The following is a 14,031-nucleotide window of genomic DNA, read 5'->3' as shown; positions in this document are numbered from 1 at the left end:
GCCAACTTGGCATCGACGGCTGCAGGGGAATTACGCTGCAATGGTTCGGCAAAGCAATGGCCATCAATTAGCCTCTCGCCCGAAAATCAATAATGTCGATGACGCCGAGGCATAGAGCTGGTCTTCTGCATCAATCAGACGGGCTTCGGCAAAAGCGACTCGCTTACCTAACGACAAAACCCTGCCTTCCGCTCTTACCAAGCCCGTGTGCTTGGTCATGGCCTGATGATAGGCAATTTTCAATTCCAAGGTGGTATAGGCCTGCTTTCCGGTTAGTCTGGAATGAACGGCACAGCCGCAGGCGGAATCCAGCAAAGTGGCCGCATAGCCGCCGTGAACGGTGCCCAGGGGGTTATAAGCATGTTCGCCAGGCTTGCCGGCAAACACGGCTTTGCCTAGATCGACTTCCACCAGCTCGAAATCCAGCGACATCAACATTCCCGGCTTACGCTCGGAGGCCATCAGGGCGCGCAACTGGTTTAAGCCATTGAGCCCGGCGCCGGTTTCTGTCACAAGACTCATATCGCTACCGTTCCTTCTCGGACATGCTTACCCACTGTCATGGCATTCTTAGATGAATAGATCATGTGCTTATCTTCCAATCATTCAGACTATCGGCAGCTGGTTAAACTGGCGCAAGCTCTTGTCCACCAAGGCTTCCGGCATGAAACGGCGCAGAACGCGCACTTGGGTTGCCTGTTTTCCGGCGGTATAGCGCCTTTTGGGAGCCACGGCAGTCGCGGCTTTCAACACCGTGTCGGCGACCACCTGCGGAGCGTCGCCCGCATTCACGCCGTTGCGCATGACCACTTCCATACCGGCACGCACCGAGTCGTAGACGGCCAGCGGTTGATCGGGCTTGGTTAGACTGGCTTCGAACGCGGTGCGGGTATATCCCGGTTCAACCAGGACCACCCGGATGCCGAAGCTGCGCAGTTCGTGGTCCAGCGATTCGGAATAGCCTTCGACCGCATGCTTGGTCGCGGCATACAGCGCGTTGTAAGGCGCTGGGATAAAACCAAGGGCGGAGCTGATATTGACGATTCTGCCTTTACCTTGGCTGCGCATGGCCGGCAACACGGCATTGGTCACGCGAGTAATGCCAAAGACGTTGACGTCAAACAAAGCCTGGGCTTGCGCGGTGGACGATTCTTCCGCGCCTCCTAGCAAGCCGACGCCGGCATTGTTGACCAGCAGATCGATGCGTCCGGCCTGTTTCAAGACCTCGGCTACCGTGTCGTTTACCGAGGCTTCGTCGCTGACGTCGCAGCTCAGCATCGTGATGCCGTCGACGCTTGCCGCTGCCTTGCGGCTGGTGCCGAATACGCGGTAACCCGCGCGTTGCAGGGCCTTGGCCGTTACCAACCCAATGCCGGAGGATGCACCGGTGATCAAGGCTACGGCTTGGTCTTTATTATTCATATCAAGTCTCCCGTGAGGTGGATTGTCTATCGCTTAAGTGTTACTATCATTTTGAAATCAATGTTACTATCAATTTAATATTAAGTCACTACTAAAAACGTATGAACGATAAAAATATTTGTGCTGATCCTTGCCCTATCGCGCGCAGCCTGGCTTTTCTCGGCGACGCCTGGAGTCTATTGATTCTGCGGGACGCGCATTTTGGCCTGACGCGCTTCGACCAGTTTCGGAAAAGCCTGGGTATCGCGCCGACGATGTTGACCCGGCGCTTGGCGACGCTGACAGAGGAAGGTATCTTGGAAAAGCGGCTTTACTCGGAGCGTCCGCCGCGCGAGGAGTATGTGTTGACGGCCGCCGGCCGCGATTTTCTGCCGGTGTTGATCATGATAGGTGCATGGGGTAGCCAACACCGTAGTGGCGGCAAACTGGTGTATATCGAGGACGCCGAAACCGGGCAGGCAATTAAACCGGTGGCCATCGACGAGGTGACGGGTGCAAAGATCGGTTCACGGCCGATTCGCTTTGTGTTGCCGGATGGTGGCTAATCTTTGGCCCATTTCTGCGTATAGACCAACCGCATGTCAAGAGCCGGATTCAGCCAAACACTGCATGGTACTATTCGATCACGACACCGTTTGTTTTATAGAGGATGCAATGACCAGCTATTTCTACGGAGCCTGTCGCCAGTGTTTACAGAGACATAAACAAAGTTCCGCATGATTACGTTGTATCAATTTCCCAGAGCCTGGAACATCCCCAATCCAGGCCAGTTTTGCGTAAAGCTGGAAACTTATCTGCGCATGGCCGGCATCGAGTATCGGATCGCTGAAACCCTGCCGCTTTATGCCCCATTGGGCAAACTACCTTTTATAGAAGACAACGGCCAAAAGCTTGCCGATAGCCGGATGATTATTCGCTATCTGCAACAGCATTACGGCGACAGCCTGGATGGGCATCTGTCGGCCGAGCAAAATGCGCAAGCTCTGGCCTGGCAACGCTTATTGGAAGAACATTTGTATTGGGTGTGCATGTATAGCCGCTGGCAATACGGAGCGGAGAATTGGCAGATCAATAAGCAGGCGATCTTTCAAGGTTTGTCCCAACCCATGATGGACATAGTTGCCGCAATCTATAAGCGGCGGATTCGGGGACAACTACGCGGCCATGGCATTGGCCGACTAGCCGCTGCCGACATTTTCGAATTAGGTCGGCGCGATGTGGCGGCTCTTGCCGCCGCGCTTCACGGCAAGGCGTTTTTGTTGGGAGACCGGCCCAGCAGCGTCGATGCTTCGACCTTCGGCTTATTGATCAATCTATTGGCCTGCCCGGTCAGTTCGCCCGTCAAGGATTACGCCTTAACGCAATCCGCTTTAGTCGATTATTGTCGGCGCATTCAAGACCGCTATTTTCCCGAACTGGGTGAACCGAAGTTTGGGGAATGATGGTCCAGCATGGCGCAAGCGGCGCGAATTTCATCCCTTAGCCAGCGGTTGGCAAGGTCCTGGTCTTGCAGCGGATGCCAGACCAGGACCGTATCGTAATGCGGTAAATCCAGCGGCAAGGGCACCCATTGCAATGGCAAGTTCCGGACGAATTGCTCGGCCGTTCGTTTGGGAAAAGCCATGACCATGTCCGTTTGTGCCACGATCAACGATGCGGACAGAAAATGCGACACGGTCAGCGCCACTCGCCGCTCGCGGCCGTGTTCCGCCAACCAGGCGTCCACTTGGCCCATGCCGGCCCCGGTTCTGGATAGCAGAATATGCGGCAAGTCGATATAGTCTTCCAGCGTCAATACCGTATTCACGCGCGGGTGACCGATGCGGGCCACGCAGACCATGAAATCGTCGAACAGGCGTTCGCAATGTAGATGCTTGGGTGGATTCAACATCACCTCAAAACCCAGTATCAGGTCTATCTCGCTTTGCTCCAAGGCATTAATAGGAAAGCGGCGGCTGGTACGTTTGAAATGAATATCCACGCCGGGCGCCTGGCGGGCGATGCGCGGCGCCAGTATCGGCAAGAGCAAGGCTTCCACGTAATCCGTTGCCGCAATGGTAAAAGCGCGCCGGCAGGTGGCGGGATCGAACGGCGCCGGCGCGCGAATCAAGCTTTCCACCTCTTTAAGTACCGCTGTTACGGGAGCCACCAGGGACAGGGCGCGTTGCGTCGGAGTCATACCCTCCGGGGTTTTCACCAGCAAGGGGTCTTCCAATTGTTGCCGCAAGCGTTGCAGCACGTGGCTCATTGCCGATTGGCTAATGAACATTTTTTCCGCGGCCCTCGACACGTTGCGTTCCTTCATCAGCAGATCGAAGGCGATCAATAGATTCAAATCAAACGTTCTTAAGTCGGCCATGGCTGGGTTTCCGGAATGTAAACGCAGGCTATGTTACCGAAAATGCCTGGGGCGTTTGGCATCAATTATTTTCATAGGCGCATGAATACAAAGCATTTTACCGTTTGCCTCCTCAGGCATAGATTTACCGCCGACGCAGCCGCCGGCGCTTAGATCCCCCCAAGGAATTTGCAAGTCAACGCGGTGGCGTCGCCTCACTCTCAATCGTGCATCAAGCCTCAGTTTTTGGCGGGATGCTGATTAAGAACAACAAGGCGGTCAGTGGATCACCAAAACTTACTCAATTATCAGGAGAATCATCATGCCTTTGTGGAAAGTCTACCATCCCAGCGGAGCCTTCAGCGCAGAAGACAAACAGGAACTGGCTGAACAAATCACCAGCGTCTATGCGGCGGTGCCAATCCCAAGATTTTACGCCGTCGTTATTTTCGAAGAAGTGGTTAAAGGCAATTGTTTTGTCGGTGGCGTGCGGAATGACAAGTTTATTCGCTTTAAGGTTGACCAAATCGCCCGGACATTGCCGGGGCCAATCATACGAGAATGGTGGATGCGAACGCTTGACGACGTGATTGCGCCTTTTGTCAAAGAGCGTGGTTTCGATTGGGAGATTTCAATTGACGAAACTCCGTTCGATCTTTGGTCGCTGCAGGGCGAATTGCCGCCGCCTTTCGAGTCGATAGCGGAAAAACGCTGGGTCGAGGAAAACAAGGCTAGCCCTTACACATACCCAGAAAAACTCCCCGCAGGCCACTTTTTACTGACCCCTGGCGTAACGGGTTGATTGACTATTAACCCGGCCCTAATTATCACGGGTATTCCGTTCGGGCTGAGCGGAAGCCCTGGCTGGATTGCCTCTCGACAGTGCAAACAGGATTTAAGGGCCGGGTTAATAATGCCGAAGTCGTCTGAGACGCTTAGACTTATATAGCGGCTGAACAGACAACCCACCGGGCATTTACTCGCCCGCAATCGCCATCTGTTCCAGCAAAATCGAGCCCACCCGGATATTGCCGCGCAAATCCACATCGTTGCCGATGGCGACGATGTTGCGCAGCATGGACTTTAAATTTCCGGCAATCGTGATTTCCTGTACCGGGTATTGAATAACGCCGTTTTCCACCCAAAACCCCGAGGCGCCGCGCGAATAGTCGCCGGTCACCCGGTTCACGCCCTGCCCCATCAATTCGGTGACCAGCAAACCGGTATCCAGCAATTTCAGCATGCCGGCAAAATCGTTGCTGCCGGGTTCGACGGTCAAGTTGTGCACGCCGCCGGCATTGCCGGTGGTTTGCATGCCCAACTTGCGGGCCGAGTAGGTGCTGAGCACGTACGATCTTAAAATACCGTCGCTGACAATATCCCTGGCCTTAGTCGCGACACCTTCCGAGTCGTAACTGGCGCTGCCCAGCGCGCCGCGCAGGAAGGGTTGCTCATGAATGCGCACGAAATCCGGCAAAATTTGCGTATCCAGCGTATCCAGCAAAAACGAAGATTTGCGATATAAACTGCCGCCGCTGATCGCACCGATCAACGCCCCGATCAAACCGGACGCCATTTCCGATGCAAACAATACCGGACACTGCCTCGTACTCAGACTACGGGCGTTCAAGCGAGCTATGGTGCGTTGCGCGGTTTTTTCGCCGACTTGTCTAGCCGATTCCAGAGCTGCCGCATCACGCGCCACGCTGTACCAATAATCGCGCTGCATCGCGTCGCCGCTGCCGGCCAGCACCGAGCAACTTAGAGAATGCCGGCTGGATTGGTAACCTTGCAAAAAGCCCAGCGAATTACCGAATACCCGCGTGCCTTGATGCGTATTCACCGACGCGCCTTCGGAATTGCTAATCGCTTTATCGTAGCCGCGGGCGATGTTTTCGCATTCGATGGCGATATTGATGGCTTGCTCGGCGTTAATATCCCAGGGGTGGTTCAGCTCCAGATCCGGAAACTCGGTTGCCAATAACTCGGCATCCGGCAAGCCGGAATAGGCATCGTCGCTGGCGTAACGGGCGATACTACAGGCTGCCTTGACGGTTTCTTTTAGCGAATCGCTGGAAATATCGTTGGTACTGGCCGAGCCCTTTTTCTGGCCGAAATAGACGGTAACCCCGATGCCTTGATCGCAGTGATACTCGACGGTTTCCACTTCCCCTAGCCGCGCCGACACCGACAGCCCGTTGTCTACGCTGAACGCCGCTTCGGCACCACTGGCTCCTTGTTGTTTGGCTTCGTCCAATAACTGTTGAACGACATTTTTTAAGCGATTAATTTCTTCCTGATTTTGCACGGTAAGTCTCTTAGAATTCGATTGCAGGTGTGGGCCGAGCGGCCCGGGGCATTAAACGCTGGTACCGCCGACGGTTAGACCATCGATTTTCAAGGTGGGCTGACCGACGCCAACCGGCACACTTTGCCCGTCTTTGCCGCAAGTGCCGACGCCGCTATCCAGGGCCATGTCGTTGCCGACCATCGATACTTTGGTCAGAACGTCCGGACCATTACCAATTAGCGTGGCACCTTTCACTGGGCGGGTAATTTTGCCGTCTTCGATCAAGTAGGCTTCGCTGGTGGAAAATACAAATTTGCCGGAGGTAATATCCACTTGGCCGCCGCCAAAGTTACGGGCGTACAAGCCTTTCTTAACGGAACGGATAATTTCTTCCGGATCGCTCTGCCCCGGCAGCATATAGGTATTGGTCATGCGCGGCATCGGCAAGTGCGCATACGATTCCCGGCGGCCGTTGCCGGTGGGTTTGACGCCCATCAAGCGCGCATTGAGCTTGTCTTGCATATAGCCTTTTAAAATACCTTTTTCGATGAGCACGGTGTTTTCGGTGGGCGTGCCTTCGTCGTCGATATTCAAGGAGCCGCGCCGGCCAACCAGCGTACCGTCGTCGACTACGGTGCATAAATCAGAAGCCACCCGCTCGCCGACTCTACCACTAAACGCCGAAGTGCCTTTGCGGTTGAAATCGCCTTCCAAACCGTGACCGATCGCTTCGTGCAACAAAATCCCCGGCCAGCCCGGCCCCAACACCACGGTCATATTGCCGGCCGGTGCTTCCTGGGCCTGCAAATTAACCTGGGCCAAACGCACCGCTTCGCGGCCGTATTCGAAAGCCCGATCATTTTCCAGAAAAAAGCTGTAATCGCTGCGCCCGCCGCCGCCCATGCTGCCCTGCTCGCGGCGACCGTTTTCGACCATAATCACCGTCACGTTCATCCGCACCAAGGGCCGCACATCGGCCGCCAACGAGCCATCCTGATTGGCAATCAACACGCTGTCATAAGCCGCAATCAAGCTGACCATCACTTCTTCGATCCGGCTGTCCAACTTGCGGGTTTCGCTATCGACACGTTTTAGTAAGTCGATTTTTGCCTGATCGTCCAGAGACTTTAAGGGATTGACCGGTTGGTATAACTGCGGCCAACTCTTGGCGACTTCGATCTGGCGCCGCGCCTGCTGACCGTGTCTGACAATGGCTTTGACGTTATTGGCGGCCTCCAGCAGAATCGGCAATTCGATGCGGTCGCTGTAAGCAAAGCCGGTCTTATCGCCGCTCACCACGCGCACCCCGGCGCCGTGTTCTATGGAATGACTACCTTCCTTGATGATGCCGCCCTCCATGGACCAGGACTCGAAATGACTGGACTGAAAATAAATATCGGCCGCGTCGACCGGCGCACTGAGCAGCGCCGCCATCACTCGGTCTACGTCCTGGGTTTGCAGGCCGTTGCCGGCCAGAATGGATTGGGTAACTTGTTCTAGTAATGGCATAAGAAAATTAAAAATAAAACGGTTTCGTCAACGGTGCACGCCATCACATCACGAAAAATGACGCGATATAAGCAACAGCCACGGCAGTAAAAGCGATAGTCACCTTGTCCCTTATCGTCAGCGACAGCCAATACAACTCTAATTCGGTCTTCCGCCGTACCCAGGTATTCAAAAGCATTTGCTTAAAAGAGGCCCAAAGCCGGGGAACTAATTTCGAAAGTCGATAAAAACCGAACCACGCAATGGTGACCAAAATATAAAACGTCACCACCTGGCTGCCGTGGCGGTCAGACTCGAATAGATACTCGATGATTTCACCGACATCCAAAACGTGGAACACCAATTCGACGGCTTCTTCAATACCCAATTCGACATACTCGAAGGCCACATGAAATCCTTCGAACACCAGATGCATCAATTCACCCAGCAGCTCCAGCGTCACATCGTACATGACGATAGCGAGTACCACAAAACCGACGATGATCAAGTCGAGATTCTTTCTAATCATGGCTAATTCCTTACTGCGCTCGCCACTGTCGCTTCGGGCACCTGCCACTCTACCCGCCAATGCCCCCGGCCATCCGCCAACGCTGGATTCAAGTAAGGCAACAAGGCTTCGGCTTGACTATCCAGTTGCCACGGCGGATTGATGAATAACATGCCGGAACCGGTCATGCCACGCCCCGGTCCGTCATCGGCTATACAATGCTCGATGCGCAGCTGGCGAGGAATGCCGCTTTGCTCAAGTTGCCGCATGAAGTTTTCAGTGGCCGTGCGGTCGATGACCGGATACCACAGCGCATAAACACCGGTAGCGAAGTGTTTATATGCGGTCGTCAGCGCTGCGATGATTTTTTTGTATTCGTCGCGCATTTCGTAACTGGGATCGATCAGAATCAAGCCGCGCTTTTGGATGGGCGGCAACTTCTTGCTCAAGGTCTGCAAGCCGTCTTCCTTGGAGACGCTGACCTGCTTGTCGCCGGCGAACAATTGTTGAAGGGCTTCGACATCGCTACTGTGCAATTCCGACAATACCAAGCGGTCTTGTTGCCTGACCAAACGCTTGACCAATTGCGGCGAGCCGGGATAGCGCACCAGTTGCCGTCCGGTGTTTTCCGCACGTACTGCGGATAGATAATCTTTTAATTCCGGCGGCGCGTCCTGGCTATCCCAAAGTTTGGCGATGCCTTGCTGGTATTCGCCGGTTTTTTGGGCAAACTCGGATTTAAAAGAATATTTACCGGCTCCGGCGTGGGTATCGATGTAAACAAACGGTTTGTCTTTCTGTTTCAAGGCGTTGATCGCCAGCGTCAGCAGACTGTGCTTTAAAACATCGGCAAAATTGCCGGCGTGGAAGCCGTGGCGGTAACTAAGCATGCTGTTCACCCATTATTATTGTTATTCCATTCCGTTCAATTTCAGCTTAATTTGGCTCTGAACATAAAAAACACCGCACCCAGCAAACATAGCCCGGCCCAGAGATAATCCAGTTTCAACGGTTCTTTCATGTAATACACCGAGAACGGTACAAAGACGCTCAGCGCTATCACTTCCTGCATAATTTTCAGTTGGGCAACACTGCACTGCGTGTATCCGATACGATTGGCGGGCACTTGTAACAGATATTCGAATAGGGCGATGCCCCAACTGACGAATGCGGCCAGCAACCAAGGTTTGTTATTCAATTCCTTTAGATGTGCGTACCAGGCAAAGGTCATAAAGACGTTGCTGCAAATCAATAAGCCGGCGGAGACCAGGATGGCATTCATGCTGATTCAATTGTTAGTTGCTGATAGCGTTGTTTGTAATCGTTGACGGCTTGGGCCCGCAATTTGCGGATAGCGATACCAATCTGCTCGCCTTGCAAGCCTTTCAGCAAAGCCACCGAGGTATCGACAGCGGTGGCCGCCAATGCCGCCGAGCGAATGTAGTCGGCTTGCGGGTAGGGCCGGTCTTCGAATCCGGTCCGGCCGCGCGCGTCGGCTTCGCACGCCTGGAGAAATTCAGCCAAATGGCTATCGAGCTTGAATGCGCCCAGGGTTTGCAACATATCGGTCAAGGTATCCGCCCGCAATTCCAAAGCCCGGTGGCAATGGGTGTGGTATTGCATGACCTGCGCACAGAGCGATTTAAAATGATTCGGCACCCGCAATCTTTGGCACAGTTTGGCAAGCACCGGCAAACCTTTTTGCTCATGCCCATGATGGCTGGGCCAATGCTGGCTGGGGGTCAAGGCCTTACCTAGATCATGTAACAAGGCCGCTAGGCGTACCTCTGGCTTTTCGGAAAGCCGCGCCGCCTGCTCCAGCACCATCAAGGCATGCACGCCGGTATCGATTTCCGGATGATATTTCTCCGGTTGCGGTACGCCGAATAAAGCGTCGAGCTCGGGAAAAACCACTCGCAATGCGCCACAGTCTTTCAGCACCTGGAAAAACGCCACCGGCGTCCGTTCCAATAAGGCTTTGTGCAATTCGGCCCACACCCGCTCGGCAACCAGAAAATCCGCTTCGCCGGCCACCACCATCTTGCGCATCAATTCCAGCGTTTCCTCGGCGACAGTAAAGCCCAAATGGGCATAACGGGCAGCGAAACGGGCCACACGCAAGATCCGCACCGGGTCTTCACTAAAAGCGGGTGACACATGCCGCAAGATGCGGTTTTCCAAATCGCGCCGTCCATGAAACGGATCAATCAATTCGCCGTCATCCGTCATTGCCATCGCATTGACGGTTAAATCCCGCCGCAATAAATCCTCTTCCAGCGTCACATCCGGTGAGGCATGCACCGCAAATCCCTTGTAACCCGGGGCCGTTTTACGCTCGGTACGCGCCAAGGCATATTCTTCGTGATCGATAGGATGCAAAAATACCGGAAAGTCTTTGCCCACCGGCCGAAAACCGGCGGCCAGCATACTGTCCGCAGTCTCACCTACCACCAGCCAGTCACGCTCCTTAACCGGAAAATCCAGCAAACGGTCGCGAACTGCGCCGCCGACCAGATACGTTTTCATGCCTTAGCCACTCGCCTACTTAATGGATCAAAAGACACAGTATAAATGAGTCGCTAACATAGTGCTTTGCTTATTCCCCAGCCATTAATCATCATGACGGAAATTTTTTTAGCCAGCCTTTTGCTGGGCATTCTAGCCGGCGTCGCCGCCGGTTTGTTCGGTATAGGCGGCGGCGCATTGATTGTGCCGGTGCTGGTGTGGGCGTTCCAAGCTCAGCGCTTTGATCCCGAGCAAATCATGCTGATCGCCGTGGCCACATCTTTAGCAACCGCAATATTTACTTCGCTGGCCTCTGTGCGTACTCACCACAAACTTGGGAACATCGACTGGCATCGGGCAAAACATTTAGCCCCGAGCATGCTGCTGGGCGCCGTTGGCGGTGCCGTATTGGCCGAATATATCAGCGCCGACTCACTCCGTTGGTTTTTTGTTGCGTATCTAATATATACCAGCGTACAAATGGCTATACCCAAGCCCAACAAAGCGTCATCACACCCAGCCAAATTCTCCCTGGATTACCCGATGGGTCTGTTGATCGGCGTACTATCAGCCATTTTAGGCATCGGCGGCGGCACCATGACCGTACCTTATCTGGCGAGCAACGGCCTGCCGATGAAAAACGCGGTCGCCACCTCCAGCACCTGCGCAATCCCTATTGCCCTGGCGGCTGCGACCAGTTACGCGGTATTGGGTTGGCAAGATAGTCATTTACCTGTTGGCAGTTTCGGCTATCTGTACCTGCCCGCCTTCGCCGGCATAGTCTTAACCAGCATATTTACCGCACCGTTAGGCGCCAAATTGGCGCACAGTTTGCCGGCGCAAAAATTGAAGCGTTACTTTGCGATTGTGCTGTTGGCACTTGCGCTGAAAATGGCCTGGTAAGGCCGGGAACTTAAGCGCAGAGACATCGCTCCAAGTGCTGTTAGTTCCGGTTTGATTGCTCTGTTGCGCAAAGAAAAACTTCATCGTATACTTCGGCGCAGCTTTCTCGATCAAGCTATCGCACACAACAACAAAACCTCTGGAGGGTATATAAATGAAATGGGAAACACCAGCTTACAATGACATGCGTTTCGGTTTTGAAGTTACCATGTACATCTACAACCGTTAATCCTTAGGGATGACGATAAAAAAGGGGCATTTTCCTGCCCCTTTTTTTTGCCTGGCGTTTTTTAATCCCGTATCATGCGGCGCTCATTCATCATTCCCCTTAGGCAAACATGAAGATTAGAGTTCTCGGCGCCGGCGCCGGCGGCGGCTTTCCGCAATGGAACTGCAACTGCGACAATTGCCGACGCCTGCGTAATGGCCAATTCAACGGCAAAGCCCGCACCCAGTCATCAATCGCGATCAGTACCGACAACCGCAACTGGCTGCTGTTTAACACCTCGCCGGACATTCGCGCCCAATTGGAGGCGTTTCCCGCCATTCAGCCTAAAGAAGGCATCCGCGATACCGGTATCAAGGCCGTGCTCTTGATCGACAGCCAGATCGACCATACCACCGGCATGCTGATGCTGCGCGAAGGCAAACCGTTGAACGTGTATTGTACCGAGATGGTCAGGCAGGATTTGACTAGCGGTTTTCCGCTATTCAACATGTTGAAAGACTATTGCACCGTCAATCACCATCCGATTGCCTGCGACGAAACCCCGTTCGAGATTCCCGGCATTGATGACATCCGCATTTATGCCCACGCCCTGAAAAGCAAGGCACCGCCCTATTCGCCGCACCGCCACGATCCGCACGACGGCGACAACATCGGCGTCATCGTCGAGCAAATTTCCACCGGTAAAAAACTGTATTACTCACCCGGCCTCGGTGAGATCGAGCCTCACGTCCTGCAAGCGATGCTGAACGTTGACTGTCTAATGGTAGACGGTACCTTCTGGACCGATGACGAAATGGTGACACGCGGCATTAGCCAAAAACGTGCTCGCGACATTGGCCACTTGCCGCAGTCCGGGCCTGGCGGCATGATTGAAGTATTGAATGGCGTGGCGAACGCTCGCAAGATTTTGATTCATATCAACAACACCAACCCGATTCTCGACGAAGATTCGCCGGAGCGTAAAACCCTGGATGCCAACGGCATCGAAGTGGCTTACGACGGACTGGAAATTGACTTATAAAAAGGTGTGACATGACTGCAGATAATCAACCGTGGAGCCGCGAAGAATTCGAAGCCAAATTGCGTGGGATGGAAAAGTTCTACCACATCCATCATCCGATGCACACGCTGATGAATGAAGGCAAACTGACCAAGCAACAATTGCAAGGCTGGGTAGCCAACCGCTTTTATTACCAGGTGATGATTCCGATCAAGGACGCCAATATCATGGCCAACTGTCCTGATCGAGAAACCCGCGCCAAATGGGTTCAACGCATACTCGACCACGACGGCCATCCCGGCGACCCGGGTGGCATCGAAGCCTGGATACGTTTAGGCATCGCGGTTGGCCTGAGCCGCGAAGAAATTACTTCGCTGGAACACGTGCTGCCCGGCGTACGTTTTGCCGTGGACGCTTACGTCAATTTCGCCCGCCGCGCCGAGTGGCATGAAGCCGCCAGTTCCTCTCTAACGGAACTATTCGCCCCCAAAATTCATCAACAGCGCTTGGACAACTGGCCCGACGTCTATCCTTGGGTAGAACAAGAGGGTTACACTTACTTCCGCAAACGCCTGACCGAAGCCCGCCGCGATGTGGAACACGGCTTGGAACTGACGCTAGACTGGTACAAAACCCGCGAACAGCAGGAACGCATGGTGCAAATTCTGAAATTTAAACTGGATGTATTGTGGAGCATGGCCGATGCGATGTATCTGGCTTATGTCGCCGACATGCCGCCGTATTTCAATATCGAAAAATAACCATGCAAACCGCCGAGCGACTTCATTTTAGTGCCGAGGATTATCTGGCTTGGGAAGCAACCCAGGCCGAGAAGCACGAGTTCGTCGCCGGCGAAGTGTTTGCGATGACGGGAGCTCGACAGGATCATGTCGTCGTCAGCCTGAATATCGCATCCGCCTTGAAACAACGCTTACGCGGCACGTTTTGCCGGCCTTATATCGCAGATTTGAAATTGAAAGTCGAAGCAGCCGAAGCGTTTTTCTATCCTGATGTGATGGTATCCTGCCATCCTGGCGATCTAGGCAACCAGCAATATATTTCCAACCCAACGCTGATCGTCGAAGTTCTATCCGACTCGACCGCTGCTTACGACCGCGGCGGCAAATTCGCCGCCTACCGCAAACTCGCGTCGCTACAGGAATACCTGATCGTCGACATCGACGCGCGCCGCGTCGAGTGCTTCCGCCGCACAGCCGAAAACGATTGGCTACTGCACGATTACATAGGCGACGTCGATTGCCAACTACACAGTTTGAGCCTCAGCCTGCCGCTCGCGGAAATTTTTGAAGACATCGAAACGACCTGATTCTCCAGGCGTTTGCTTAAA

General features: G+C 54.0%; 17 protein-coding genes. 8 read left to right on the top strand and 9 right to left on the bottom strand.

The features are described 5' to 3' along the window. Nucleotides 1–63: 63 nt before the first annotated feature. The gene (locus ACWAU0_RS09335) at nt 64–522 is read right to left on the bottom strand and encodes a PaaI family thioesterase (protein WP_101053245.1); all 459 of its coding nucleotides are present in this window, start codon (nt 520–522) and stop codon (nt 64–66) included. Nucleotides 523–606: 84 nt separating this feature from the next. Beyond that, nucleotides 607–1,422: an oxidoreductase gene (locus tag ACWAU0_RS09330; protein ID WP_101053247.1), complete on the bottom strand. Its 816-nt coding sequence runs from the start codon at nt 1,420–1,422 to the stop codon at nt 607–609. Nucleotides 1,423–1,523: 101 nt separating this feature from the next. On the opposite strand from ACWAU0_RS09330, the gene ACWAU0_RS09325 reads away from it, so the two are divergent. Beyond that, complete coding sequence (locus tag ACWAU0_RS09325; RefSeq protein WP_101053249.1) at nt 1,524–1,967, top strand: winged helix-turn-helix transcriptional regulator; 444 nt, start codon at nt 1,524–1,526, stop codon at nt 1,965–1,967. Between the two features lie 171 nt (nt 1,968–2,138). Continuing rightward, entirely contained in the window at nt 2,139–2,864 is a 726-nt protein-coding gene (locus ACWAU0_RS09320; protein ID WP_101053251.1) for a glutathione S-transferase family protein, read from the top strand. On the opposite strand, the gene ACWAU0_RS09315 is transcribed toward ACWAU0_RS09320, so the two are convergent. After that, complete coding sequence (locus tag ACWAU0_RS09315) at nt 2,825–3,781, bottom strand: LysR family transcriptional regulator (RefSeq protein ID WP_458138992.1); 957 nt, start codon at nt 3,779–3,781, stop codon at nt 2,825–2,827. The genes ACWAU0_RS09320 and ACWAU0_RS09315 overlap by 40 nt on opposite strands. A gap of 301 nt (nt 3,782–4,082) precedes the next feature. Here ACWAU0_RS09315 and ACWAU0_RS09310 point away from each other — a divergent pair, with 301 nt between their 5' ends. Next, on the top strand, nt 4,083–4,562 hold the full coding sequence (locus ACWAU0_RS09310; RefSeq protein WP_033159382.1) for a tautomerase family protein: 480 nt from the start codon (nt 4,083–4,085) through the stop codon (nt 4,560–4,562). 174 nt (nt 4,563–4,736) lie between these two features. On the opposite strand, the gene pmbA is transcribed toward ACWAU0_RS09310, so the two are convergent. The 6 genes from pmbA to ACWAU0_RS09280 are packed head-to-tail and all read right to left on the bottom strand — an operon-like array spanning nt 4,737 to nt 10,572. Further along, the gene (gene pmbA, locus ACWAU0_RS09305) at nt 4,737–6,068 is read right to left on the bottom strand and encodes a metalloprotease PmbA (protein ID WP_033159383.1); all 1,332 of its coding nucleotides are present in this window, start codon (nt 6,066–6,068) and stop codon (nt 4,737–4,739) included. A 51-nt stretch (nt 6,069–6,119) separates the two neighbouring features. Continuing rightward, the gene (gene tldD / locus ACWAU0_RS09300; protein WP_101053255.1) at nt 6,120–7,559 is read right to left on the bottom strand and encodes a metalloprotease TldD; all 1,440 of its coding nucleotides are present in this window, start codon (nt 7,557–7,559) and stop codon (nt 6,120–6,122) included. Nucleotides 7,560–7,602: 43 nt separating this feature from the next. Further along, nucleotides 7,603–8,067, bottom strand: coding sequence for a hypothetical protein (locus tag ACWAU0_RS09295; protein WP_033159385.1), 465 nt, complete (start codon nt 8,065–8,067; stop codon nt 7,603–7,605). A 2-nt stretch (nt 8,068–8,069) separates the two neighbouring features. Beyond that, nucleotides 8,070–8,936: a 23S rRNA (adenine(2030)-N(6))-methyltransferase RlmJ gene (locus tag ACWAU0_RS09290; RefSeq protein ID WP_205451524.1), complete on the bottom strand. Its 867-nt coding sequence runs from the start codon at nt 8,934–8,936 to the stop codon at nt 8,070–8,072. A gap of 41 nt (nt 8,937–8,977) precedes the next feature. Next, nucleotides 8,978–9,328 (bottom strand): DMT family protein, encoded by a 351-nt coding sequence (locus ACWAU0_RS09285; protein WP_033159387.1) that lies wholly within the window; start codon nt 9,326–9,328, stop codon nt 8,978–8,980. Next, complete coding sequence (locus ACWAU0_RS09280; RefSeq protein ID WP_458138991.1) at nt 9,325–10,572, bottom strand: multifunctional CCA addition/repair protein; 1,248 nt, start codon at nt 10,570–10,572, stop codon at nt 9,325–9,327. The genes ACWAU0_RS09285 and ACWAU0_RS09280 overlap by 4 nt, the downstream gene beginning before the upstream one ends. 93 nt (nt 10,573–10,665) lie before the next feature. Here ACWAU0_RS09280 and ACWAU0_RS09275 point away from each other — a divergent pair, with 93 nt between their 5' ends. The 5 genes from ACWAU0_RS09275 (at nt 10,666) to ACWAU0_RS09255 (ending at nt 14,010) form a co-directional block, all read left to right on the top strand. Then, on the top strand, nt 10,666–11,454 hold the full coding sequence (locus ACWAU0_RS09275; RefSeq protein WP_458138990.1) for a sulfite exporter TauE/SafE family protein: 789 nt from the start codon (nt 10,666–10,668) through the stop codon (nt 11,452–11,454). Nucleotides 11,455–11,608: 154 nt separating this feature from the next. Continuing rightward, nucleotides 11,609–11,683, top strand: a complete 75-nt coding sequence (gene pqqA / locus ACWAU0_RS09270) for a pyrroloquinoline quinone precursor peptide PqqA (protein WP_054760176.1) — start codon at nt 11,609–11,611, stop codon at nt 11,681–11,683. Nucleotides 11,684–11,792: 109 nt separating this feature from the next. Then, entirely contained in the window at nt 11,793–12,704 is a 912-nt protein-coding gene (pqqB, locus tag ACWAU0_RS09265; RefSeq protein ID WP_033159389.1) for a pyrroloquinoline quinone biosynthesis protein PqqB, read from the top strand. 11 nt (nt 12,705–12,715) lie between these two features. Continuing rightward, a complete protein-coding gene (pqqC, locus tag ACWAU0_RS09260) occupies nt 12,716–13,444 on the top strand; it encodes a pyrroloquinoline-quinone synthase PqqC (RefSeq protein WP_033159390.1) in 729 nt (242 codons plus the stop codon). 2 nt (nt 13,445–13,446) lie between these two features. Then, the gene (locus ACWAU0_RS09255) at nt 13,447–14,010 is read left to right on the top strand and encodes a Uma2 family endonuclease (RefSeq protein ID WP_033159391.1); all 564 of its coding nucleotides are present in this window, start codon (nt 13,447–13,449) and stop codon (nt 14,008–14,010) included. The last annotated feature ends 21 nt before the right edge of the window (nt 14,011–14,031 follow it).

The sequence above is a fragment of the Methylomonas sp. Uni0009 genome, from assembly GCF_054188105.3.
The sequence above is the reverse complement of the archived record's forward strand: the minus strand, read 5'-3'. Positions and strand labels throughout refer to the sequence as shown.